General features: G+C 60.8%; 20 protein-coding genes and 1 pseudogene. 1 reads left to right on the top strand and 20 read right to left on the bottom strand.

The features are described from left to right. Positions 1-12 precede the first annotated feature (12 nt). On the bottom strand, positions 13-2,616 hold the full coding sequence (locus ACWKV7_RS16745; RefSeq protein WP_483858828.1) for an aminotransferase class III-fold pyridoxal phosphate-dependent enzyme: 2,604 nt from the start codon (positions 2,614-2,616) through the stop codon (positions 13-15). Positions 2,617-2,621: 5 nt separating this feature from the next. Beyond that, positions 2,622-2,867, bottom strand: a complete 246-nt coding sequence (locus ACWKV7_RS16740) for an acyl carrier protein (RefSeq protein WP_483858827.1) — start codon at positions 2,865-2,867, stop codon at positions 2,622-2,624. A 358-nt stretch (positions 2,868-3,225) separates the two neighbouring features. Here ACWKV7_RS16740 and ACWKV7_RS16735 point away from each other — a divergent pair. Further along, positions 3,226-3,875: pseudogene (locus tag ACWKV7_RS16735) on the top strand (uracil-DNA glycosylase family protein); the annotation flags it as partial. 282 nt (positions 3,876-4,157) lie between these two features. On the opposite strand, the gene ACWKV7_RS16730 reads toward ACWKV7_RS16735, so the two are convergent. The 18 genes from ACWKV7_RS16730 to ACWKV7_RS16645 form a co-directional block, all read right to left on the bottom strand. Continuing rightward, positions 4,158-5,534 carry a GntP family permease gene (locus ACWKV7_RS16730; protein ID WP_483858826.1) on the bottom strand — a complete coding sequence of 459 codons (1,377 nt, stop codon included), beginning with the start codon at positions 5,532-5,534 and terminating at the stop codon, positions 4,158-4,160. A gap of 232 nt (positions 5,535-5,766) precedes the next feature. Next, positions 5,767-6,702 carry a phosphatidate cytidylyltransferase gene (locus tag ACWKV7_RS16725; protein ID WP_483858825.1) on the bottom strand — a complete coding sequence of 312 codons (936 nt, stop codon included), beginning with the start codon at positions 6,700-6,702 and terminating at the stop codon, positions 5,767-5,769. Position 6,703: 1 nt separating this feature from the next. Next, positions 6,704-7,324: a lysophospholipid acyltransferase family protein gene (locus tag ACWKV7_RS16720; RefSeq protein ID WP_483858824.1), complete on the bottom strand. Its 621-nt coding sequence runs from the start codon at positions 7,322-7,324 to the stop codon at positions 6,704-6,706. A 10-nt stretch (positions 7,325-7,334) separates the two neighbouring features. After that, positions 7,335-7,778, bottom strand: coding sequence for a hypothetical protein (locus ACWKV7_RS16715; RefSeq protein WP_483858823.1), 444 nt, complete (start codon positions 7,776-7,778; stop codon positions 7,335-7,337). Further along, a complete protein-coding gene (locus tag ACWKV7_RS16710; RefSeq protein WP_483858822.1) occupies positions 7,771-9,114 on the bottom strand; it encodes a phosphatase PAP2/dual specificity phosphatase family protein in 1,344 nt (447 codons plus the stop codon). The genes ACWKV7_RS16715 and ACWKV7_RS16710 overlap by 8 nt, the downstream gene beginning before the upstream one ends. A gap of 3 nt (positions 9,115-9,117) precedes the next feature. Continuing rightward, positions 9,118-10,872: a bifunctional alpha/beta hydrolase/class I SAM-dependent methyltransferase gene (locus ACWKV7_RS16705; RefSeq protein ID WP_483858821.1), complete on the bottom strand. Its 1,755-nt coding sequence runs from the start codon at positions 10,870-10,872 to the stop codon at positions 9,118-9,120. Positions 10,873-10,900: 28 nt separating this feature from the next. Next, positions 10,901-11,509, bottom strand: coding sequence for a CDP-alcohol phosphatidyltransferase family protein (locus ACWKV7_RS16700; RefSeq protein ID WP_483858820.1), 609 nt, complete (start codon positions 11,507-11,509; stop codon positions 10,901-10,903). Positions 11,510-11,585: 76 nt separating this feature from the next. Next, on the bottom strand, positions 11,586-11,957 hold the full coding sequence (locus ACWKV7_RS16695) for a hypothetical protein (protein ID WP_483858819.1): 372 nt from the start codon (positions 11,955-11,957) through the stop codon (positions 11,586-11,588). Then, the gene (locus tag ACWKV7_RS16690) at positions 11,950-12,258 is read right to left on the bottom strand and encodes a hypothetical protein (RefSeq protein ID WP_483858818.1); all 309 of its coding nucleotides are present in this window, start codon (positions 12,256-12,258) and stop codon (positions 11,950-11,952) included. Before ACWKV7_RS16690 ends, ACWKV7_RS16695 begins: the two co-directional genes overlap by 8 nt. Positions 12,259-12,484: 226 nt before the next feature. Continuing rightward, positions 12,485-12,976, bottom strand: coding sequence for a hypothetical protein (locus tag ACWKV7_RS16685; RefSeq protein ID WP_483858817.1), 492 nt, complete (start codon positions 12,974-12,976; stop codon positions 12,485-12,487). Between the two features lie 39 nt (positions 12,977-13,015). After that, positions 13,016-13,492 carry a hypothetical protein gene (locus ACWKV7_RS16680; RefSeq protein ID WP_483858816.1) on the bottom strand — a complete coding sequence of 159 codons (477 nt, stop codon included), beginning with the start codon at positions 13,490-13,492 and terminating at the stop codon, positions 13,016-13,018. Between the two features lie 97 nt (positions 13,493-13,589). Then, positions 13,590-14,144: a hypothetical protein gene (locus ACWKV7_RS16675; RefSeq protein ID WP_483858815.1), complete on the bottom strand. Its 555-nt coding sequence runs from the start codon at positions 14,142-14,144 to the stop codon at positions 13,590-13,592. Continuing rightward, positions 14,141-14,794: a hypothetical protein gene (locus tag ACWKV7_RS16670; protein WP_483858814.1), complete on the bottom strand. Its 654-nt coding sequence runs from the start codon at positions 14,792-14,794 to the stop codon at positions 14,141-14,143. The genes ACWKV7_RS16675 and ACWKV7_RS16670 overlap by 4 nt, the downstream gene beginning before the upstream one ends. A 327-nt stretch (positions 14,795-15,121) precedes the next feature. Next, complete coding sequence (locus ACWKV7_RS16665) at positions 15,122-16,048, bottom strand: tetratricopeptide repeat protein (protein WP_483858813.1); 927 nt, start codon at positions 16,046-16,048, stop codon at positions 15,122-15,124. Positions 16,049-16,204: 156 nt separating this feature from the next. Next, positions 16,205-16,609, bottom strand: a complete 405-nt coding sequence (locus tag ACWKV7_RS16660; protein WP_483858812.1) for a hypothetical protein — start codon at positions 16,607-16,609, stop codon at positions 16,205-16,207. A gap of 118 nt (positions 16,610-16,727) precedes the next feature. Beyond that, a complete protein-coding gene (locus ACWKV7_RS16655; protein WP_483858811.1) occupies positions 16,728-17,309 on the bottom strand; it encodes a hypothetical protein in 582 nt (193 codons plus the stop codon). A 3-nt stretch (positions 17,310-17,312) separates the two neighbouring features. Then, positions 17,313-20,525: an SH3 domain-containing protein gene (locus ACWKV7_RS16650; RefSeq protein ID WP_483858810.1), complete on the bottom strand. Its 3,213-nt coding sequence runs from the start codon at positions 20,523-20,525 to the stop codon at positions 17,313-17,315. A gap of 42 nt (positions 20,526-20,567) precedes the next feature. Beyond that, on the bottom strand, positions 20,568-21,239 hold a 672-nt coding region (locus ACWKV7_RS16645; RefSeq protein ID WP_483858809.1), incomplete at its 5' end, for a bacteriophage T4 gp5 trimerization domain-containing protein.

Genomic DNA, 21,239 nt, shown 5'->3' with positions numbered 1-21,239 from the left:
TCAGATAGGGGGTTAGCCGGCCATTTCGACGAGTTGGTCGACGGCCGGTGCGAAGCCGAATGCCAGGGCCAGGCGCAAGATTTCCTCGGCGTCGGCCAGCGCCGGGCGCTTGCCGATGCTGTAGTCGCGGTCCTTGCCGGCCATGGTCAGCACGATGGTTTCCGCCAGGCAGCTGTAGGCGATGCCGGTCGGCAGGCTGGTGAGGTTCTGGCTGCCGAAGCGGTAGTCGCGCTCGGGCATATGGATCAGCCCGCCTTCCACCACGCTGACGTCGGGCCGTTCGCGCAGGGTGTGATGGCGGATGTCCGGCGGCTGCGCGCAATCGCAGATCACCGCGTTGGCCCGCAGCGCCGCCGGGTCGATGAACGCCGAGCCGTTGGAGGTCGCCGAGAGGATCGCTTCCAGTTCCGGCAGCCAATGGCCGAGGTCTGAGGCGATGGTCAGCGGGGCGGGGACACCGGCGGCCGCCGCCAGGCGCTCGACCTCCTCGAACAGCGCGAGCAGCCCCTCGGCGCTGTCGCCGTAGGCGAGCAGGCGCTCGCCGTCCTGCCGGTCCGGGATCAGCCGGGCAAGGGCCTTGCCGATGCCGTGGGGCTCGCCAGCCGTGCTCAGGGCCTGGCGGTAGATCTCCCCGGCCAGCAGGCCGAGTTCGCGCATCGCCGCCTTGTTCGCCGCGTTGCCCAGCAGCACCAGGCGCTCGCAGCTCTGCGCCAGCTTGAGACTGGCCAGGCGACCGACCGAGCCGTAGGCACCGATCACCCCAGTGACCCGCTTGGCCAACGGCTTGCCGCGGGCGAGGCAGGTACTGGCCAGGCCCTCGACGCCGACCATGGCGGTCAGGCTGTTGCCGGTGGTGGTGTGGAAGCGCTCGTTGAGCACGTCCATCCCGGCGCTCGAAATCACCGAGGTGTAGGCGCCGAGGCCGACGAAGTCGACGTCCAGCCCGGCCACCGTGTCCAGGTAGTTGCCCAGCAGCTTCTTGCGCTTGGCCAGGCTCAGGCGCATCAGGTCCTTGGGCTGCAGCAGGCTGCCCACCAGCCAGCCTTCCACATAATCGCCGTCGCTGTTGTGGATGCGGCGGGCGTGATAGGTGATGCCGGTGTCCAGGTCCGGCTTGGCCCATTCGGAGAACTGCGCCAGCCAGTCCTGCATGAAGGCGCTTTCCTCGGCGTTCAGCCCCAGCGGCGCGACCACGCTGTCGCCATTGACGCTCTCGTCGGTGGTCGGATGCAGCAAGAAGGCGAAGCGGCCCAGGCAGCGCCCGGTGGTCGGTGCGGCTGCCGGGCCCGGCGCCGCCTTGCGCGCGGCCAGCGGGCGTGGCGGAAAGCCATGGGCCTCGAGCACCAGGCGGTCCTGCTGGTCGTGGCGGATCAGTTCGGCGGCCGTGGTCAGGCCGTGGATCAGCACGTCGATGTCGTCGCGAGCGATGCTGAACGGCGGCTGGATGCGCAGCACATTGCTTTCGCTGAGGGTCGGCAGGCAATACACGCCATGGCGGCTCTTCAGGTAGCCGCAGACGATCGGCACCAGCGCGCCCACCGAGCTGGCCAGGGCCAGGGTGTACAGGCGCTCGCCGGGCCAGTCGCGGAATTTCAGGCCCTGCATCAGGCCGCGGCCGTCGATACCGACGAATACCTCGGGGTAGCGCTCCACCAGGGTATCCAGGGCATCGCGCAGGTAGGCGCCTTTCTCGGCGACTTCGCGTACCAGCCGGCGCTCGTCGGCCTCCAACTGGTCGAGCACGGCCAGTGCCACCGCGGCGGTGAAGCCGTTCACGCCGAAAGTCGAGCTGTGGAAACGGTCGAACTCGCGGCTCCAGCACTGCTCGCCATAGAGGCAGGCGCCGATCGGCACCAGACCGCCGCCGAGGGCCTTGGCCAGCAGCAGGATGTCCGGCTCCAGGCCGTCGGCCTCGCTGGCGAACAGCCGGCCGGTGCGGCCGAGGCCGGTCTGGATTTCGTCGACCACCAGCAGCGTGCCGTGCTGGCGGCACAGCGCCTGGGCTTCGCGCAGATAGCCGGGCGGCGGCGTGATCATGCCCGCCTCGCCCTGCACCGGCTCGACGAAGAACGCCGCCGCCTTGCGCTCGCGCAGCGCCTCGTGCAGCGCCGGCAGGTCGCCGTAAGGCACGTGCAGAAAGCCCTGGGTGCCGACCTGGAACGGCTCGCGGTAGACCGGCTTGCCGGTGACGCCGACGGCGCCCTGGGTCTTGCCGTGGAAGCCGCTCTGGGTGCCGATGATCAGCTCGCGGCCGGTGGCGGCACGCGCCAGCTTGATCGCCGCCTCGACGGTCTCCGCACCGCTGGTGGTGAGCGCGACCCGGCTCAACGCACCGGGCGCCAGCGCCACCAGGCGTTCGGCCAGGCGCTCGGTATGAGGGTTGAGCAGCGGTTGCACGAAGGACGGCTGGGCGCCGTCGAGGAACGTCTTGGCCGCGTCCAGGATCGGCGCCGGGTTGTAGCCGAACGGCACGGCGCCGAACTGGCCGACGAAGTCGATCAGGGTCTGGCCGCTGGCGGTGGTGAGCCGGGTGCCCTGGGCCTTGGCGACCGCCTCGTCGAGGCCGACGAAATCGAGCAGTTCCTGGCGGGTCTGGTTCAGTCGGGAGGTCTGCATGGCGTTCAACCCGCGGTAACCAGCGTATGCAGGTAGCGGCTGATCTTGTTGACCGTGTCGTGCTCGAAGGCCAGCTCCGGGTCGAGCGTCACGCCGAGGCGGTCTTCGAACTCGGCGGAGAGGCCGACGGCGATCACCGAGTCGATGCCCATTTCGTGGAACGGCCGCTCGGTATCCAGCCCGTGGGGCTCCTGGTCCAGCACCGACGCCACCACGCCGGACACCAGGGAAATCATCTCGTCGAAGCTCACGCATCCATCCCCTTCGTGCCCTGAAGACACGCCAAAATTGCTCTAAATTCCCTGAATTGGCCGACTAAACGACCAATTTTGGTGCGAAATGCGCTGAAAAAAGCAAAACTCGCTTCAGAACTAAAGATTGGGGCCGATGATCGGCTCGACCTGTCCGCAGGCGCAATACTCCATGTGGAGTAGCGGCGACGATGGGCCGGCAGGGCCACCGCGCTGCTGTGAGGGAGGTCTCACTCGGGCCGATGCGGTGCGATTCCGCTAGGCGCGGCGTGTCTGGCGGGTCGCTGCCACGGGGCAGCACGCCTGGGCTCGCAGCGGTCTGAAGGGCCAGTGAAGCGGTCCGGCCCAAGGAGCACCCATGCCGCTCGATCCGCCGCTGTGCGAGGCCTATCGCGAGTTGGCCCGCCACACCGAAGGCATCGATCTCGAGGCCTATCGCCAATGCGCCAGGGCCCGTTGCAACCGATCGTCGGCCTCGGCGATGCCGATGCCCGCCTGGGCTTCTTCGGGCGCGACCCGGTCGCGCCGAGGTTCGCCATGGCGAACCTTCATCGGTGCGGGTGGGCAGCTGCTGCGCAAGGCGCTCTACCGCCACCTGCATGGGCGGGAGATGCCGGATTTCCAGGGCGAGCGAGACCTGGGCAGGCAGTTCTTCTGGATCATCACCGTGCCCTACAAGCCGCTCGGTAACAAAGCCTGGTCGATGCGGGTGAAGCGGCGCTTCCACGGGCTGATATGCCGCCTGTTGATCGGGCCATGAGCTGATCACGCTCGGCCGCGAAGCGTTCCACTGGTTTGCCATCGATCAGCCGTAGCCTGATCGCGAGCAACTGGAAGCCTTCTGGCGCAGCGACGCGCGCTTCAGCGCTCGTTTCGACATCGAGCTGACGACCGAAGGCAGCGCCGGCCGCCGCTTCAGCCTCTACCCGCGGCCCCACCCGTCGCCGTGCAACCGAGTCTGGCGCGAGCGTTTTCCCGCAGTTGCTGGAGGCGCGCCTGGACCAACTGCGAATCATTCGCAAACGGCTACGCCTGAAAGAACAGAGCTCGGGCACAGCCGATCGTCTGATTCACGCTTTTTATATGAAGCAATAAAAGTTACGAATCCGTCGATTGGGGCGGACGAGGCCTCGCGGGTGCAACCCGCCAGCGCAGACTCAGCCGGTAGGTTGCGGTTGAGGAACGCAGCGACGAAGCCCAATGGCACGAAATCCCCGGGGCTTGTCTCGCCTCAGCCTGTAGGGGCGAATTCATTCGCCAACCAGGCTAGAGCAGCCCGCCAGCGCCTACTCAGAGCAAGCCCAGCACCCCGATGCACAGCAGGCCGGCGATCACCGGCACCGCGACGGTGATGACGAAAATGTCCTTGTAGGCCTGGCGGTGGGTAAGGCCCATGATCATCAGCGTGGCGATCACCGCGCCGCAGTGCGGCAGCGAGTCCAGGCCGCCAGCGGCGATGTTGGCGATGCGGTGCAGCACCTCCGGCTCGATGCCCATCTCCAGATACTTCGGCGCCAGGGTCTGCATGAAGATCTGCAGGCCGCCGGAGGCCGAGCCGACGATGGCCGAGACTACGCTGACCGCCGCAAACAGCGAGAGCAACGGCGGCAGGTCGATGCCCAGCACCCACTGGGCGAAGTGGCCGAAGCCGGGGGTTTGCGTCACCACCCCGCCGAAGCCGATCACTGCAGCGGTGTTCAGCAGCGGCATGATCGAGTCGTCCGCGCCCTGGCCGAGCAGTGCGAGGGTGCCGCGCCGCAGACCGGGAAACAGCAGGATCGCCACCAGCGAGGCGATCACCAGCGCCAGGCTCGGCCACAGCACCGGCTGCGCCAGGCTGAAGCCCACCAGGCCGCCGACCAGGCCCTCGCCGACGCTCACCGCGCCGCTGATCAGCAACAGCCGTGGCAGCAGGATGATGCCCAGCACCACCGCCAGCGGCACCAGGGCCACGCCCCAGTGCGGCCCGCTGCCGGGGGCGCCGGCCAGTTGCACCATGCGTTGGTCCTGCGCGTCGCTCGTATAGCCCTCGCCGCGCTCGCGGGCCAGGCGCCATTCGCGCTGCAGGTAGGCCATGCCCAGGACAACCATCAGGACACTGGCCAACAGACCGATCCAGGCGCCGGCGAACAGATCGGTGCCCAGCGCGGTGGCGGCGATGACGTTGTGGATCGACGGCGTGCCGGGCAGCGCGGTCATGGTGAAGGTACCGGCGCCGAGGCTGGTGGCGCCGCAGAACAGGCGCTTGGGCAGGTTCGCCTCGCGCATCAGCGTCACTCCCAGCGGGTACATGGTGAAGATCACCACGAACACCACCACGCCGCCGTAGGTGAGCACCGCGCACACCAGCATCGACACCCAGAGCACCCGCCGCGTGCCGAGCCCGCGGGTGATCGCCTGGGCGATGCTGCCGGCGGCCTGGCTGGCGGCCATCAACTTGCCGAAGATCGCCCCGCAGAGGAACAGCACGAAGAACTTTCCGGCGAAGGTAAAGGCCCCCAGCGGGCCGAAGGGAAAGAATTCCAGCAGCGCCTTGGGCGCCGCCAGGCCATTGCTGACCGCCACCACCAGGGCGCAGAACAGCGCGGCAATGAAGATGTTGACCCCACGCAAGGCCATGAAGATGAGCAGCGCCAAGCCGCCCAACAGCCCGATATTCCCCACCATCTGTGCCTTCCTCTCTTGTTGTTTTCGCCAGTTGGCGTGCAGGCAACTGTAGGCGTTCGAGGCCGGAGGTGGGAAAGTCGGAACGGATATATTCTCGCTGTGCATGGCGCCCGATAAGTCAACGGCGCCACCCGTTGGGTCTAGCAGGTAGGTTGCGGTTGAGGAGCACAGCGACGAAGCCCAACGCAAGCGGCCATCTGGCCCGCGCCGCAGGGCAACGCCAGGCCGATGCCTAGGGCGTCCACCAGAAGCGCACGATATGGAAGAAGATCGGCGCGGCGAAGCACACCGAATCCAGACGGTCGAGCATGCCGCCGTGGCCTTCGATCAGATAGCCCCAGTCCTTCACCCCGCGGTCGCGCTTGATCGCCGACATCACCAGCCCGCCGAAGAAGCCGAGCAGGTTGATGCACAGGGCGATCAGCGCCGATTGCCAGAGGTTGAACGGGGTGATCCACCAGAGCATGGCGCCGACGCCGGTGGCCAGCGCCACGCCGCCGACGAAGCCTTCCACGGTCTTCGATGGCGACAGGTTCGGCGCGATCTTGCGTTTGCCGAACAGCTTGCCGCAGATGTACTGCAACACATCGGAGGACTGCACGACGATCACCAGGTAGGCGATCAGCAGCAGGTTGCGGTCCTCGTAGCCGGGCACGTCCAGGGTCAGCAGCGCCGGCACGAAGGAGATGCAGAACACCGCGATCATCAGCCCCCACTGCACCTTCGAGGCGCGCTCGAGGAAGCGCGTGGTATCGCCGCCGAGAGAGGCGAGGATCGGCAACAGCAGGAACAGGTACACCGGAATGAAGATGGAGAACATGCCGTACCAGTCGATGGCGATCAGCAGGTACTGCATCGGCAGCGCGAAGTAGAAGGCGGCGACCAGCGCCGGGTAATCGCTGCGCCGCGTTGGTGTCAGGGTCATGAACTCGCGCAGGGCGGAGAACGAGACCCAGTAGAACAGCAGGATCACCCCCAGCTTGCCGAACAGGAAGGCGGTGCCGATCACCGCCACCATCACCCACCAGGCGTTGATCCGTGCATTGAGGTTGTCGATCACCACGTTCGGCGCGTCGCCGGCGCGTCGCTTGAGTATCCAGCCGGTCAGCGAGGCCAGTGCCAGTACCGCTCCGATCCCGAGAAACAGCAGCAGTGTGTTGTTATCCATTTCAGTTGGCCTCCTCGGCCAGCGCCAGCAGCGCCTCGCGGGCGCGGTTCAGGAAATCGTCCTTGGTTTCCTCCTCGGCGAGCAGCAGGGGCGCGCCGAAGCTCAGGGTGCACAACAGCGGCAGCGGCAGCATGCGGCCCTTGGGCATCACCCGGTTGAGGTTGGCGATCCACACCGGCACCAGCTCGACCTGCGGGCGATCCTTGGCCAGGTGGAACAGTCCGCTCTTGAACGGCAGCAGGCCGTCTTCCAGGTTGCGCGTGCCTTCGGGAAAGAGGATCAGCGAGTCTCCCTCGTCCAGCGCATCGAGCATTGGCTGCAGCGGGTTGCTGTGGGCATCGCGGCGTTCGCGGTCGATCAGCACGCCGTTGAACACGCGATTGATGACATAGCGGCGCAAGGCACCCCTCTGCCAGTAGTCGGCGCCGGCCACCGGACGGGTACGGGCGCGCAGCTCTGGCGGCAGCGAGGCCCAGAGCAACACGAAGTCGCCATGGCTGCTGTGGTTGGCGTAGTAGATGCGCTGTACCGGCTGCGGCTCGCAGCCCAGCCAGAGGCTGCGCGCACCGGTGACGGCGCGGGCGGCGGCGGTGATGGTGAAAGCGGTCAGTGCTTCGAGCATGGGTAAGTTCCTACTCGGTAAGGGCAATGAGCGGCAGGCCGGCCAGGGCCAGCAGCAGTTGCAGGGCGCAGAGCGTGGCCTGGACGCGCAAAAGGCGCAGCGCACCCTGGCTGCGCTCGGCCCAGGGCCGGCCGGCATGGGTCGCGGGCAGCAGGCGGAGGTCGATCAGCGCGCGGTCCAGGGCCTCGGTGTTGTGCGGCTGCTCACCGGCGGCGTCGGCCATGTCGGCGAACAGCTCGGCGTCGAACGCCACCCGCAAGGCCCAGTACTTCTGCGCCAGTCCCAGCAGGATCAGCGTGCCGACCAAGGCGAACAACAGTGCATGCGTGGCGTTGAACAGGATGCCGATCAGCCCGAGCAACAGGGCGATCAGGGTGAGGCTGGCGGACAGCCGGTCCAGCTCCGCACCGCGTCGCAGCAGCGCGGCGGTGACCTTCAGGTTCCAGTCAGGCATGGGCCACCTCCGGTGCCGCGCTGGCGACCTCGCCGCCTAGCAGCGCATGCAGCGCCTGCCGATGGGCCTCGCCAAGCACGGCCTGCGGCCGCACCGCGCGAACCCGGGCCACGGCATCCTCCACCGTTGTCGCCCTACCGCTATGCAGCAGCCAGGCCGCCACCGCCGTGGCACTGCGGGAATAGCCCAGGGCGCAGCAGACCAGCACCTGGCCGGCCTCGCGCGCCTGCTCGATGGCTTCGGCGGCGGCACGGCAGGTATCGGCGTCGGGGGCCGTCAGGTCCAGCACCGGTAGCGTGCGATAGACCCGTCCCTGCGGCACCACCGGCAGTTCGGCGCAAAGATCCACCAGCGCCTGGAAGGGGGCCAGTTGCGCGGCGCCGGGCAGTCGCCCCAGCCAGACGCCATCGGCGACTTCCACCGGCGCCGGCTGCCGCCTGGTCCACAGTCGGGAATTGAGCCAGGCACCGGCCAGGTAGGGCGCCAGTAGCCAGCGCGCCGCCGGGCTCAGGCTGCCGTCGCCACGCTTCTGGAAGCCCGCTGCGCCGATCAGCCCGTAGTTCAGCGCTACCAGCAGCAGCGCGACTGCCGGCCACAGCAGCCAGAGCCAGCCACCGCCAAGGGCAAAGGCTGGTACTGCGCACAATGCCGCGCCCAGGCCATAGCTCAGCGCCAGCCGCCGGCGTTGTGCCGAGCGGGCCGGGTGCAGTGCCCGCAGCGGGCTGGTGCCTTCCGTCGGCCACAGCCAGACGCACAGCCAGCCGGCCAGGGCGCCGGTCGGCACGTCGATGAAGTGGTGCTGCCAGGTGGTCAGCACCGACAGCCCGATCAGCGCGAACCAGCCGTGCATCAGCCAGCGCCAGAGCCCGTGCAGGTGCCGCGCGTAGATGACCCAGAGGATCACCAGCAGGGCGATATGCAGCGAGGGCGCCTGGTTGAATGGCTTGTCGAAGGCACCAAGGATCTCGAACAGCGTGCCGAACAGGCCATCCATTTCCGGGCGCGGAAACGTGAAGCGCAGCGGGAACAGCAGGAAGCAGCTCACGGCGATTACCTGCGCGCTGAATAGCCGCTTGGCGTGGCTATCCAGTTCGTGGCGGGTGGCGCAGAGCAGCAGCGACAGGCCGTAGAGCAGGTCGATCGACCAGTAGGGCACGATGGTCCAGGCCCAGAACGGCATCTGCGCCTCCCAGGCGAAGACGAAGGTGCCGACGTCGTCGCGCTGGGCGGTGACCCAGGTCGCCAGCCCGTAGCTGGCGAAAAAGAACGGGCCGAGAAACAGCAGCCAGAGCAGGGCGCGTTTCCACAGCCCCGGTTCGCGTGCGGTGGCGTCCATGGCTCAGCCCTGCCGCTGCGCCAGGGACACGCTGAATATGCCCCACTCGTCGATGCGCTGGGTCAGCTTGCGGAAGCCAGCGGCTTCCACCAGTTGGTCCATCTCCGCCTGGGTCCGCCGGCGCATGACCCACGCCTGCCCATCGCGATGGCTGGTCAGGGCGCGGGCGATCAGCTCCAATTGCGGGTGCCAGGGCTGGCCGGTGTAGACCAGGTAGCCGCCGGGTTCGACCGCCTCGGCCAGCCCGGCCAGTGAGCCGCCGACCATCTGGTTATCGCCGAACAGCTCGTAGAGGCCTGACACCACCGCCAGGCTCGGCTTGGGATCGAGCGACGCCAGATCGGCCCGGTCGAAGGCGTCGCCCTTGACGAAGCGCGCGATCTCGCCGAGGCCCTTCTGCTCGATCAGCTTCTGGCCGTCGCGCACGTTGATGTCGCTGTAGTCGCGCAGCAGGATCGACTCCGGCAACTGCTCCATGTCTTGCAGCGCCTCGAGAATGTAGCGTCCATGGCCGGCGGCAATATCGACGATGCGCACGGGCGCGCCAGCCTCGCGCAGGCGCTGCATGGCCAGGCGCAGCAGCTCCTCCACGTGGATTTTCCGCTGGCGAATGCCGCGCCAGCCGATGGAATTCAGGTAGTTCTTGTCGATCAGCCGGCCCAGGGCGTTCTCGCCGCTGGGCTGGTTACGGTAGACGTAGTCCAGCGTGCTGCCGGAGTCGAAGCCGGTGTCGAAGCCCAGCTTCACGCCATCGGAAAACAGGCTGCCGACCTTCAATCCGGCGCGGGTGAGGCTCCAGTACAGCGCGCGCGGCGACTTCGCCGGCAGCGGTGCGGCCAGGCTTTCGGCCTCTGCACAGGTGGTGCCCAGGCGGTCGGCATCCAGCAGCGACGGGCGGCTCGTCGGCTGCTGGTAGTTCTGCAGGATGAAGCGCCGGGCGCGGGCGACGGCATGAGCGCGGTCGCGCTCACCGAGGGTGTCGTGGAAGAAGCCGGGCAGGATGTGCTTCTCCTTGCGCACGCTGCCCAGGCGCTCGAAGAACTGCTCCTGGGGTTTGCGCTCGACCACGAAGTCGGCGCCGGAAATCAGCAACTGGGTGGGAATCTGGATCGCCGCGGCATCAGCCACTACCCGCTCCGCTGCCTCGTAGAGCCCCAGCAGCATGTTTACCGAGATCGCCTTGGCGATCAGCGGGTCGCTGTCGTAGCTGGCGATGCGCTCGGGGTCATGGGTGAGAAAGCGCGCCTTCACATAGCTGTCGACGAAGAAATTGCCGCGCCAGGCGCGCATCGCCTTCAGCCCCGGACGGGCGAAGGGCACGTAGAGCTTGACCTTGAAGGCTGGCGAGGCGAGCACCAGCGAGCGGATCTTCGGCGCGTAGTCATGGGTCCAGGTGGCCACCAGCACCGCGCCGACGCTCTGCGCCAGCACTGTCACGTCCTCCTCGGGAATGCTGTGCTCGCTGGCGATATGGTCGATGAAGGTCTGCACGTCGCGCACGCTGGTGGCGAAGCTTGGGCTGTCGCCGCGCGCGCCGGGGGATTCGCCATGGCCGCGGGCGTCCCAGGCGAAGAAATCGAAGTCCGGCAGGTTCAGCTCATCGACCAGATGGGCCAGGCGCGCCGAATGCTCATGGCCGCGGTGGAACAGCACCACCGCCCGGCGCGGGCCGGCGCTCTCGTCCGCCGCCGGCCAGTGGCGGTAGAACAGCTCGACGCCGTCGTGGGTGGTGAAGGTCTGGGTTTGGCAGTTACGCATGGGAAGTTCCTTTTCCTTTTCAGGGATTTCAGTGCGCCGTCTCGGCCAATCCGAGACGCACGCGGTTGTAGATCGTGTACAGCAGCAGCGCGGCGATCAGCATCAACGCATAATCGATCCAGCCCAGGGGCAGCAGCCCGCTGGCGACACCGGCGGCCAGCACACCGAAGCAGAACGCCCGGTCGCTCTTGCCCATCGGCCCGTCGTAGCGGCGCGAGGCACCGACCATCGGCCCGAGCACGCCGGCGTATTCGCTGATCAACGCCAACAGGGTGACGACCACCACCCATAGTGGCGACACGCCAGATAGTAAAGCGAACGGCAGCAGCAAAGCGCTGTCGGCGATCACATCGCAGAGCTCGTTCAGATAGGCACCGAGCTTCGACTGCTGGCCGAACTCCCGCGCCAGCATGCCGTCGATGGCATTCAACGCCATGCGCAGGAACATCCACAGCGGGATCAACGCGAACAACCAGGCATGCTCGACGAACCCCGCCACCAGTGCGGCCACCAGCAGGGAAACCGCGCAGGCGGCGAGGGTAACCTGGTTGGCCGTCACGCCCTGGGCATGCAGGCGCGTGACCAGGGGGCGCAACAGCGCCTGGAAGCGGGGTTTGAGCTGATAGATGGAGGGCATAGGCAGAGTTCCGTTCTGTTGAGGAATTAGCGTAAAGACGCAAATGCGCGGCTGCGGTCACCCGGCCAATGTCGATTCAGTCACGTTTGCGCGGAGCTTCGGCGAGACAGGCCTCGAAAGCGAGCGCATGGGTACGGTCGAACTGCAGCGGTTCTGGCGTTTCGAGATCGGCGGAGATATTCATCAATTGCCGAGCCGCTACGTCATATCTGACCCAACCGATCACACCCGAGCCATCGGTAGCGAAAAACAGCTGGGCCATGATGCGGCCATCGGTGTCGTTGTCGATCAGCAAGTTGGCTTGGCCCTTATCCACATAGCGGAAGGGAAAGTCACTGCTGCGCACCAGTTCGGTGAGGTGGCCGTAGCAGCCTTCCTGCGCGAAAGCTTGTGGAATAAGAGCGAGCGTGGCGATGGCGGCGAAAAGCACCGGGAGAGGACTATTCATCGGCAACCTTCACAAGCCGCAACGCGCCGTTCTGCCATTCGAAATAACGGATGCGATTGCGGCGCGGCAGCACTTCACCGCCTGGGCCGGTTTCCGGATCGGCGGCTATGCCGCTGATGATCAGCAAGCGACTGTTCGCCTGGTGGCCGGCGTCGAAGTAGCTGCCATCGGCACTGTCCATTTCGTAGGCATTGGGCAGCGAGGCGGCGACCCGACCGGTTTCGGCGTCCAGCACTTCCCCGCAAACCGCACCGCCACCGCAGCCAGCGGTGAACAGAACGTAATGCCCGGCAAAGTTCACCGGCCTTTCCAGGGCTTGCTTGCGGGCAGCGCTCCACAGGGAGTCGTCGTCCGCATCCGCTGCCAGGGCTGCATGCGCGCCCCGGAATAGTCTGTCGACTGCATACTCGTCGAAGCGAGGACCGTCAGCGAAGCAGGCCAGGGGAACAGCCAAGTGACAAAGGAGCAGACTGCGTAGCCATCGATTCATCGGGAACACCGGGAGAGGGGGTGTGAGCAATACTTGTTCAGAGGGAGAAGTCGATGATTTCCGTCAGCTTCCAGCACTCATGCTTTTCGAAGACATAAACGACCTGATAGTCCGTATCCCGCTTGCTCAAAAGCACGGTGGCTCTTCGCGAGTCGCTGTCGACGAGATGCACCGCCAGATCATTCGATTGCCTATCCGCGGCGTTGGGAATGAGCGGATAGGTCAGTTGCCGGGACGACAGCACGGTGGTGACCGGTCTTGGCTCCGGGTCGGCATCGATCATGACGCTCTTGCGGACGGTTTCCTGAACGAGCAAGCGTTGCAGAGCGACATCCTCGTAAAACGCTTCCAGAGTTGATTCCAGATTCAGATTGCGACAGCCATTCTCGGGCACAACCGGGAATGCGTCTGCGTATCGAGCAGTGTTTTGCTCACTACGCTGTGCTCCTCGGGCATCGAGAATGCCGGGCGGGATCAGCTGGACTCCTACCAGTGCGAGAAGAACTGCCGTTTTGGGTACCTTGCGCATGCATCCATTCATAAATTGCCCATCTACGACCGGGAAACGTCAGATTCCACAGTCTTCACCGTAAAGATCGCGCTTCTCGGAGCGCCCTTGGCCTTCTATTTCGACCGATACTTGGCGGTCATGCGACTCCTGATATTCGCTGAATTTGGTGCGCTGCAATATCGTCATGCGCACAACCAGGCTCTCATCAGGCAGGGTATAGACCATGCTGTCCCCGTCTTCGCTCTTCAACGTCAATTGCCGAATCTGGTTTTGCTGCTTCAGATAGAGAAACTGCTCATCAATCTCAACCATGAGAGTTTCCTGCGACGTCGTGCTGGTCGTGTAGCCACATGTCCAGACGCCAACGGCATCGGGCTGCAGCATGGCAAGCTCGGCCCGCGCCTCCGAGTAGGTAATGCCTTGCCAATCGAAGGCTTCTGCGCGGGCCTCCATCATCGCACTGGCGGCAATGGCCACTAGCGCCAAAGTTCGAACTGGCCGAGAAAACCAATTGTTGCACTTGAGATTAATCAAGCCGTTGTCCTTCCGTTGGGCTGTTTGAGTCAACTAAGCTTCTCCAGGCCAAAAAATAAATTTGTCCAAATTTTCCCCGCTTCATGCGTCGAATTGTCTACTTACTTTGGGTGCAGATATCGACATTTTTGGTTCCGCCAATTTCAGAGAAGTATTCTTCGAGGTCCCCTAGGCTAAAGCCTTCTACTTTGCGCAAGTCAATTATGTGCTGCTCCCCATCCCAAAGCCAATCGTCCCCGTCAGATGACCAACTGCCGCCACAGAATGAGCCGGTCTCTTGTCTGACGACGCATCCGGTGTGCATGTCGATGAAGGAGCAATAGTAGTTTGCGTATTCTTCCTCTTGGCCTGCACCTATATCTATTGTGCCGTGTAATAGCCTGTTTACTCTGAAGTAAGCTCCATTGTGTGAGAAGTCGGGCTCTTGGCCGGATTCGAAATAAGAGCTTTGTCCAAGGAATAGTTGTTCTTTGTATAAGCTATTTTTATAGGAGATATCCTTCCAGGTTCCCCCTTTTTGGGGAGACTCGTAGACAATGCTTCCATATTTTCCGTCCAGTTCGATAGTATCAGCGGGCGGCGTGGTGGCTTTGCATCCAAAGGTTGCTAGTAAGGCAGCAAAAAATATGGAGGGTTTCTTGTTCGTTATCATTGGTCCTTTGCGCTGATTTTTTTGAAGACCCCATCCTTTATCAAGTAGCGCGTCGTCTGGCACGGACTTTCTCTATACGGCGATAGTTTTCCAATGATGTCCCCGTTTTCTGAATAGCGGAAAAGCTCGATCGTTTTATCGCAGATTTCAATCATGTTCTCGTTAAGGATGGATGAGCGCTTCTTTGCGTATCCCTCATAGGTTAGAAAGTGTGCTGCATTGAGAGTGTCGATAGATTGCCCTTGTTTTTTTGTTGATAGAGTTATGGCTAAGCCGGATAGTTCTTCACCTGTCTCATCAATGAAGGATTCCTCATGGATACTTGTGAGCCAATCGAAGCGCGCCGTGCTGCCAGTCTCTAATGGTATGTGGTGGTTGTTCATTAAATGCCCATGGTTTGATTTCTTCTCAAGCTCCAACAGGGCACTGTGCGGGGTGAAAAAATCGCCAGTTACATCTACATAATTCTCGACATCTATCTCTTTAAGACTTGCAGGAAGAGGTTGGGCGATAGCTAGAGGTGTGATGCATCCAGTGCATAGGGCGAAGTACAGAGCAAATATGAAGTGATTCATGGCTAGTTTATTGCTATGTAAGTTGGGGGCACCATTGGATGTGCACATGGTGGTGATCGCTATAATGCTGCGCATGCGATAGAATCTTCTTCTTTTCGGCTAACTCATACTGCCAGGAAAGCATGCTTTTCTAGCCGAATTTATGCAGAGCATTTTTGAATTTATTCTGCCGCTCTTCTACCAGTCGCCCTTGGGACTACCGGTGACCTCGAGCTTTGTGTCGCGCGGTATCGTGCGCAGAATATTTTTTACTTGAAGAAGTTTTATTATTGCTGGAGGTTTTAAGGTGCTCGCGTAAATTTAGGCCAAGTACTGTATTTGTCATATCGCCTTCTTTACCAAATATTGCCGCCAGAGTGCAGAGGCTCGAGAGATGGCTCCAGTTATAATTTAAGCAATCAATCAGCACTCTAGCCGATTGTTTAGTCTCTCTGGTATCCTCGCTTGCTTGCCACGCTGTGTCATTTCCTTTTCATATTCTTTGTATAAAGGGCAGGCGGATTCCTTCATGCCTATTTTCCAATAACTGTCTGCCAAATTTAAAGCTGCAACTACTCGCTGTGGGTAGGTATCTCTGATTTTGCGAAGCAAAATAATTGCCAGAACATCATTGCCTGTTTTTTGTAGATAAAAGGCGTAATTATTAAGCGCCTCAACGTTGTGGTTAGAAAGAATAGTGCTCAATTCATAAATAAAGTCGGCAGGTATTGGCTTTCTATTTGCTGCACTTGGCGGTGTGTCTGTATAGAATAGAAGACTATTTGTACCTCTGGGTAGATACTCTCTCAGCCGACGAAGGTCATCTTCGATGGATTTCTTGGCTTTGTCTGGATTCAAGGCTGTATAATTAATTGGTTGGCCATCAAAGTCAGAAAAAAATAGGCAACAATCAAATCGTTTTACTTCGAAATTCTGTGGGAAACGATCCCTGTCCGGAATATGTTCATTGTTTAGGGTGTATTGCTCTTCTCTATAGGGCTCTTCCCAGGCGGCCTCTTTAATGAGTGCGAAATTTTCTACCTGCTTATCCCAGCGGAAGGTATAGGTCTGTTGAAGTTTATCGCGTGGACTATCGTAGTTTAAGGGGATAGTTATTTCTCCAGGGAGATAGCCGGGATATATGCCTCCGGAGCCTGTATAAAATACGCCTGTTATCTCCCCGATACCTCCTAAGAGGATGGTTACTTTATTTGCTCCATCGAAATTGTCTACTGGGGTTATAGTGTAGCTGTCACATTTATTGTCTTGGTTAAAGTCATGAGCACAGTTCTCAGCCAGCGAATAGCTTGCGCCTACTGAGAGGCACGCGATAATGATTATTCTAAGCATTACATGTTCCTTAAGGCTCAAGGCGTTGCTCAGCGTGCTCTTTTACTTGTAATGCTTTTCTACTGGCTGAAACTAAATCTGCACCCATTCTCTTACTGTTAAAGCAGCAGTATCTGTGACATCTGTTGATACTGCCCATTGTGTGCCGCACTGGAACTAATGCAGAACAACTTCGGCCATAGGACGCTGCTCTATCCCTCGGTATGCTTCAAGTGGGAAGGTTGAGTACCTTCCCGGAGAGCAGTAGCCTTCGAATATCACCTTGTTATTTTTCATGACATAGAGGCTGCGAGGCATAACAGAAGATGCTACGTAGGTGTATTCCCCTTTTGTGAACCTCATGTGTAGCCCTCTAATGCTGCCCTCACTCACATCTGAGAGGAAGAATATTCCCTGCGGAGGAACTTTGTCTTCGGGAAATATCAATTCGGAGTTTTCAGGCGTGCCATATCGGTATTGGACGTAACCCTCTTTGGGAGAGCGGTTCTCGGAGGAGCAAATGGAGACAATAGTGTCCCTTTCTTCTAGGTGGCAACTAAAATAGACATCTTCGTGTTCCATGCAAAGAGTCTTTTCGTCTGCACCCCTATCGCCTGGAATTTCTGCACAATGGATTGATGGCGAAGTGATCGCCACTAATGATAGCCAAAGCAATAGCGTAGTTTGCCCGGCACTATCTTTACCCTTTAGATGTTTGGGTTTTGCTAAAATAGCCATTTTTTATTGTGTATATTTCTTCTGCGCATTCTGACTTGATAGGGGGATCGAAATATTCCACTCGGTCCTCTAGTTCAATGTATTCATAGAGTTTGACTGTTCTATCGCATAGCTTAAATGAGTTTGCGCCGAGCTTGGAGGTTATTCTTTCTGTTGCGTAGTCCTCATAAGATAGAAAGTGAGCCAGATCTATTTTGTCAATAAGCTTCCCGGCTTTGCTATAGGTGCTAACTGTTATAACTAGCCCATTGAGGTCATCACCAAGTAAAACAGGGTTAAGGTGAAGCCGTGATACCCATCGTACGTCTGCGCATCTACCTCTGGCTAACACGAGGCCGCCCTTTTTTTCTTTTGGAAATGTTTCTGCTAATTTGTCAAGAGCAAGCTCTGGCGTAAGGTCTGCATCGTAGATGTTGATCAGTTGAGTTATGGATAAAAACTCCCTGCTCCCCCAGTTACGGTCTTCGAAAATTTTTGATGCCAGCTCGCATGCATATATTTTTGAGCAAAACAGCATGGCAATAAAAATAAGTAATGATCTCATGATTCATTCTACCACTGTAACGGATGGGGAGTAGTTATGAAGATGGAGATGATGATGATGATTTGACAAGTGTCGCGCATGGTTTAGTATTCTTATCTCTCCATTTAGTGTGTACTTGTATGAGAAAAGAAGCTTCCAGCCATATTTATATAATGCGTCGTTGAATTTATTCTGTCTGACCTCATCTAAAAGAGCAGGCTGAGTATTTATGTGTAGGCTTGATTGCTGCTGAGTGCTTCCGTCTGCTCGTAGATACTTGAAGTCGCCATTGACTCCGTTTATATGTGAAACGCTTGGTGCGGAAGTGCCGTCTGCATGACTAAAACCGTTGCAAGAAAAATCATCATAACCAACCTCCAGCATTGCCCCAAGCAAGCTCGCAAGAGCCAAGTCATTTATGTATGGCCTAGAGGAGTCATTTTTTAAATTAAAACCTATCTCTCCGTCTCTATAGCTCTTTAAAGTTCTAATGTCGATGAGTCTAACGGTCCCGGCTTCAGGAGAGGCTGGTGAAATTATTTTTGCTGTCTCGATATATTCCAAGTCTCCAAGCTCATGAGTTTTTCCGTTTTTGTCTACGTATGCGTATTTGATTTTTCGCTCTTTTGAAGGAGTCTTTGGAATGACCTTTTCGATGAGTCCTGCGGCAAAGTTTATTCTGTAAGTGAGAAACGCTGCGGTCTGCACCTTAAAGTTTCCAATGAGCACCGCTGGCTGAAAATGCCAAGCTATTCCATCGCTCCGTATCCCGTGCTTTTCCTTCAGGATATCCCACCAAATCAAATTTTTTATCCGTTCTTTCTCCTTTTTCCACTCTGCCAAATCATCCGCCATATGCGCATCGAGATCATTCCATTTGGCGTCGTTGGGAAACCACTCGCTCTCATACTGAGTAATCAACAACGAAAGTTGTTGCGCCAGCCAGGGTCTTCCTAAGGCTTCTTTGATCTCTCTTTTACTCAAGAGGCCGTCGCGCGTGCCAGCGCTGTCCGGCTGGTCGATGATTTCGTAGAGCTTCTGCAATATCGGGCCGCGTTCGGCGACGTCGACACGGCCTTGCAGTTGGGTGGTTTCTGCCGGAGTGGCTTGGCCTTCCGCTTGCAGGCTGCGGGCGTGCAGGTCGGCCGGGGCGGCGGTTTCCTGGAGGGTGCTGAAGCCGGGCCATTCCCAGGGGGAGTGGCGGGTGACGATCAGGTCTTTTTCCGGGACCCAGCCGGACGCGTCGTTGCCCGCCTCGTCGCCAACGGTGACATGCCACCAGCGTACGTTGTCGCCGGCGATGGCCTTGCGTTCATGGGGCAGGCCGTCCCAAGAGCCGGCAGGCAGGATGCGGTCGTAGCCCGATTTGGCGCCGTCGCTCGAGGTTTGCAGGGGGAATTGCTTCCAGGCGCTCAAGGCTCCGGCGGTGCTGCTGCGCCCTCCTTGTGCGTTGAGTTGGGAGCGCTCGATCCACATCGGCTCGCCTATCGCTGCGCCGATCTTCCGCCAGGTGTGGGTGGCGGGAATGTTCGCTCCCGTGTAGTCGTGGGGATCGCCCCCTTCAACGGTATTGCAGTAGACCTTGAGGAAGTCGACCGTGCCTGGCATGTCGCTGGCTTCGATGCCCATGCGGGCAGCCAATGTGGTCTTCTGTGCCGCGCTTAGCTGGTAGGTCAACTTGCCGCTATCGAAGCTGCTCAGCTCCGTCGTCTTGTCGGCATTGCAGGTGACGTACTTCCGCACCTTGGCCCAGCGGCCTTCCTTGGGCGAGTCGGCACAGAGGCGCACATCTCCATTCGCCTCGATCTGGGTGTCGGCAGCGGTCGGTTGGATGATCGCCGAGCCCTTGTGCACCTTGATCAGGGTCTTTTGCGCTTCGGGCAGGGCGGCTGCCCTTGCCTGGCTCTTGGTGATGAAGGCCGGGACGTCGTCGCAACTGAAGACCTCCAGGTGCAGACGGGGTTTCGGCGCGGACTGGTTGTAATCCTGGTAGACGCCCAGGTGGCCGATCAGCTCGCCGGCCTTGATCTTGTGAGGCGTGGCAAGAACATGCACTGCGTCTCGCCCTCGGGCGTCGGGCTCCTGTTGTCGATCGAGGGAGTCCTTCCAGACATAGCCGGGGAGTTTTCCTTCGGCGTCTGCGGCCAGCACCGGTATGGAACTGCCGCTGACGATGGACACCAGCTTCAGGTAATTGCCGCTGGCTTCCGCTTCGTTGACCGTGATCTCGGTTCCTCTGGGCAGCACGGCAAGAACGTCACTGCCCGCCCCCCCTTTGCGCACATGGAGGCCGAACCGCGCGGCCCCGGCGGGTTCGTCATTGGATTTGTGCTCGGCAACCAGATAGCGTTTTCCGCCCAGCGACTTCGACTCGGCGACATAGACCCAGCCGGTATTTTCAGCGAGGCCCTCGACTGCAGGAGTGGCCCTGACCAGCTTGTACCAGCCGCTCTCTGCATTACCGGTGACCTCGAACTCCGTGCCGCGCGGCAGCGTGGCCAGAATGTTTTCGTACTTCGGGCGATTTACATTGCCTTCCGGCACGACGTGGTGCTCGCGCACATTCAGGCCAAGTACTTTGTCTGTCGTGTCGCTCTTCACTTTACAGGTGCCGCCGCCCCAATGTGCTGGGCGCTTGAGCGCGGGCTGGGCTTGGTAGCCGGCCCAGTCGAGCAGATGCATATACAGGCTGTAGAAGGTCAGCGCTTCGGTTGCTGCCGGTGTCTCGGCTGCCGCGGTCGAGGTGGCGGCAGGCTGTGTCGAGGTTGCAGTCGCGGGTGCGGGAGCGCTTTCTGTCGTTGCAGTTGCAGTTGCAGTTGCAGTTGCAGCTGCCGGTGCGGCTCCGGATGCTGGAGCTGCTGGAGCCGGCGCTGGCGGTAGTTCCAGGCGATGCTTCACCAGCACGAAACCCGTCGAGTACTTGGCCCCGGCCGGCTCGGGGCCGGCGCCGGGTTGGTTGGAGCCATAGAGGGTTTCCGGATACTTTTCATCGATGCGATAGGCGATCACTTCGCCATCGGCGATGCAGCGCACCTCGCTCTGATCCAGCAAGGCGCCGGTCTTTTCGTCGAAGTGCACGCCGCCATGCCAGAGGCCGTTGGCTCCCAGCGGGTAGTAGCCGTTCTCGGCCTTGGCCTGGGCATCGAAGTACAGCTGCGGGTCGGTGACTTCCTTGCTGTTTTCGCCAGCCGTCTTGAATGGATAGCTCCAGTTCTGGACTTTGTTGGTGTCGCTCATGGTGGGTCGAATCCTTGAAGTATGGCGTCCTGGCTTGGTCGATTAGCCGGAGAAACTGAGCATGCGCTTGAGTTTGCGCTGTACGGGTAGTGGGTCGTTCGGCACCGCCTGTTCCAGCACCTCCCCGGCCTTGTCCTTGTCCGCCATGCCCGGCAGCAGCGGGCCGAGGATCTTGATGCCCGAGCCCTTGCCCGGTGAGCCGCCGGCGTTGAGTTTGGCCAGCGGGCCGTTGATGGTGATACCGCCGGGGTCGAGCTTGATAAAGCTGCCGCCGGCTTTGACGGTGAGTTCGATGCCGGCTTCGATGACCATCTTCTGCCCGGCCTTGAGGTGGATCTCGCGGCCGGCCTTGGTCAGTTGCGCGGTGCCGAGCTTGATGTGCTGGTTCTGGCCGACGCTGAGGTGGTCGTTGGGTTTGACTTCGACCTTGCGCTCGGCCTTGACGGTCACGTGCTCTTCGGCGCGCAGCTCGCTGTAGCTGTTGGCTTCGACGGTGTCGTGGCGTTCGTGGCCGACGCGGATCTTCTGGTCGTTCTCGATGTTCTCGTCCCAGTCGCGCTCGGCATGGAGATAGATCTGCTCCTGGCCCTTGCGGTCTTCGATGCGCAGTTCGTTGTAGCCGCCACCGCCCGGGCTGCTGAGGGTCTTGAACAGGCTGCGGGTCTTGTTCGCCGGCAGGTCGTAGGGGACGACGTGTTCCTTGTGGTACAGGCA

Source organism: Zestomonas ipomoeae (assembly GCF_057128665.1).
The sequence above is the reverse complement of the archived record's forward strand: the minus strand, read 5'-3'. Positions and strand labels throughout refer to the sequence as shown.

Bases quoted from the DNA above. Each gene is read 5' to 3' on its own strand.
- ACWKV7_RS16745 (WP_483858828.1), bottom strand. From the start codon at position 2,616: ATGCAGACCTCCCGACTGAACCAGACCCGCCAGGAACTGCTCGATTTC.
- ACWKV7_RS16730 (WP_483858826.1), bottom strand. From the start codon at position 5,534: ATGGTGGGGAATATCGGGCTGTTGGGCGGCTTGGCGCTGCTCATCTTC.
- ACWKV7_RS16725 (WP_483858825.1), bottom strand. From the start codon at position 6,702: ATGGATAACAACACACTGCTGCTGTTTCTCGGGATCGGAGCGGTACTG.
- ACWKV7_RS16720 (WP_483858824.1), bottom strand. From the start codon at position 7,324: ATGCTCGAAGCACTGACCGCTTTCACCATCACCGCCGCCGCCCGCGCC.
- ACWKV7_RS16715 (WP_483858823.1), bottom strand. From the start codon at position 7,778: ATGCCTGACTGGAACCTGAAGGTCACCGCCGCGCTGCTGCGACGCGGT.
- ACWKV7_RS16710 (WP_483858822.1), bottom strand. From the start codon at position 9,114: ATGGACGCCACCGCACGCGAACCGGGGCTGTGGAAACGCGCCCTGCTC.
- ACWKV7_RS16705 (WP_483858821.1), bottom strand. From the start codon at position 10,872: ATGCGTAACTGCCAAACCCAGACCTTCACCACCCACGACGGCGTCGAG.
- ACWKV7_RS16700 (WP_483858820.1), bottom strand. From the start codon at position 11,509: ATGCCCTCCATCTATCAGCTCAAACCCCGCTTCCAGGCGCTGTTGCGC.
- ACWKV7_RS16695 (WP_483858819.1), bottom strand. From the start codon at position 11,957: ATGAATAGTCCTCTCCCGGTGCTTTTCGCCGCCATCGCCACGCTCGCT.
- ACWKV7_RS16685 (WP_483858817.1), bottom strand. From the start codon at position 12,976: ATGCGCAAGGTACCCAAAACGGCAGTTCTTCTCGCACTGGTAGGAGTC.
- ACWKV7_RS16675 (WP_483858815.1), bottom strand. From the start codon at position 14,144: ATGATAACGAACAAGAAACCCTCCATATTTTTTGCTGCCTTACTAGCA.
- ACWKV7_RS16670 (WP_483858814.1), bottom strand. From the start codon at position 14,794: ATGCGCAGCATTATAGCGATCACCACCATGTGCACATCCAATGGTGCC.
- ACWKV7_RS16665 (WP_483858813.1), bottom strand. From the start codon at position 16,048: ATGCTTAGAATAATCATTATCGCGTGCCTCTCAGTAGGCGCAAGCTAT.
- ACWKV7_RS16660 (WP_483858812.1), bottom strand. From the start codon at position 16,609: ATGGAACACGAAGATGTCTATTTTAGTTGCCACCTAGAAGAAAGGGAC.
- ACWKV7_RS16655 (WP_483858811.1), bottom strand. From the start codon at position 17,309: ATGAGATCATTACTTATTTTTATTGCCATGCTGTTTTGCTCAAAAATA.
- ACWKV7_RS16650 (WP_483858810.1), bottom strand. From the start codon at position 20,525: ATGAGCGACACCAACAAAGTCCAGAACTGGAGCTATCCATTCAAGACG.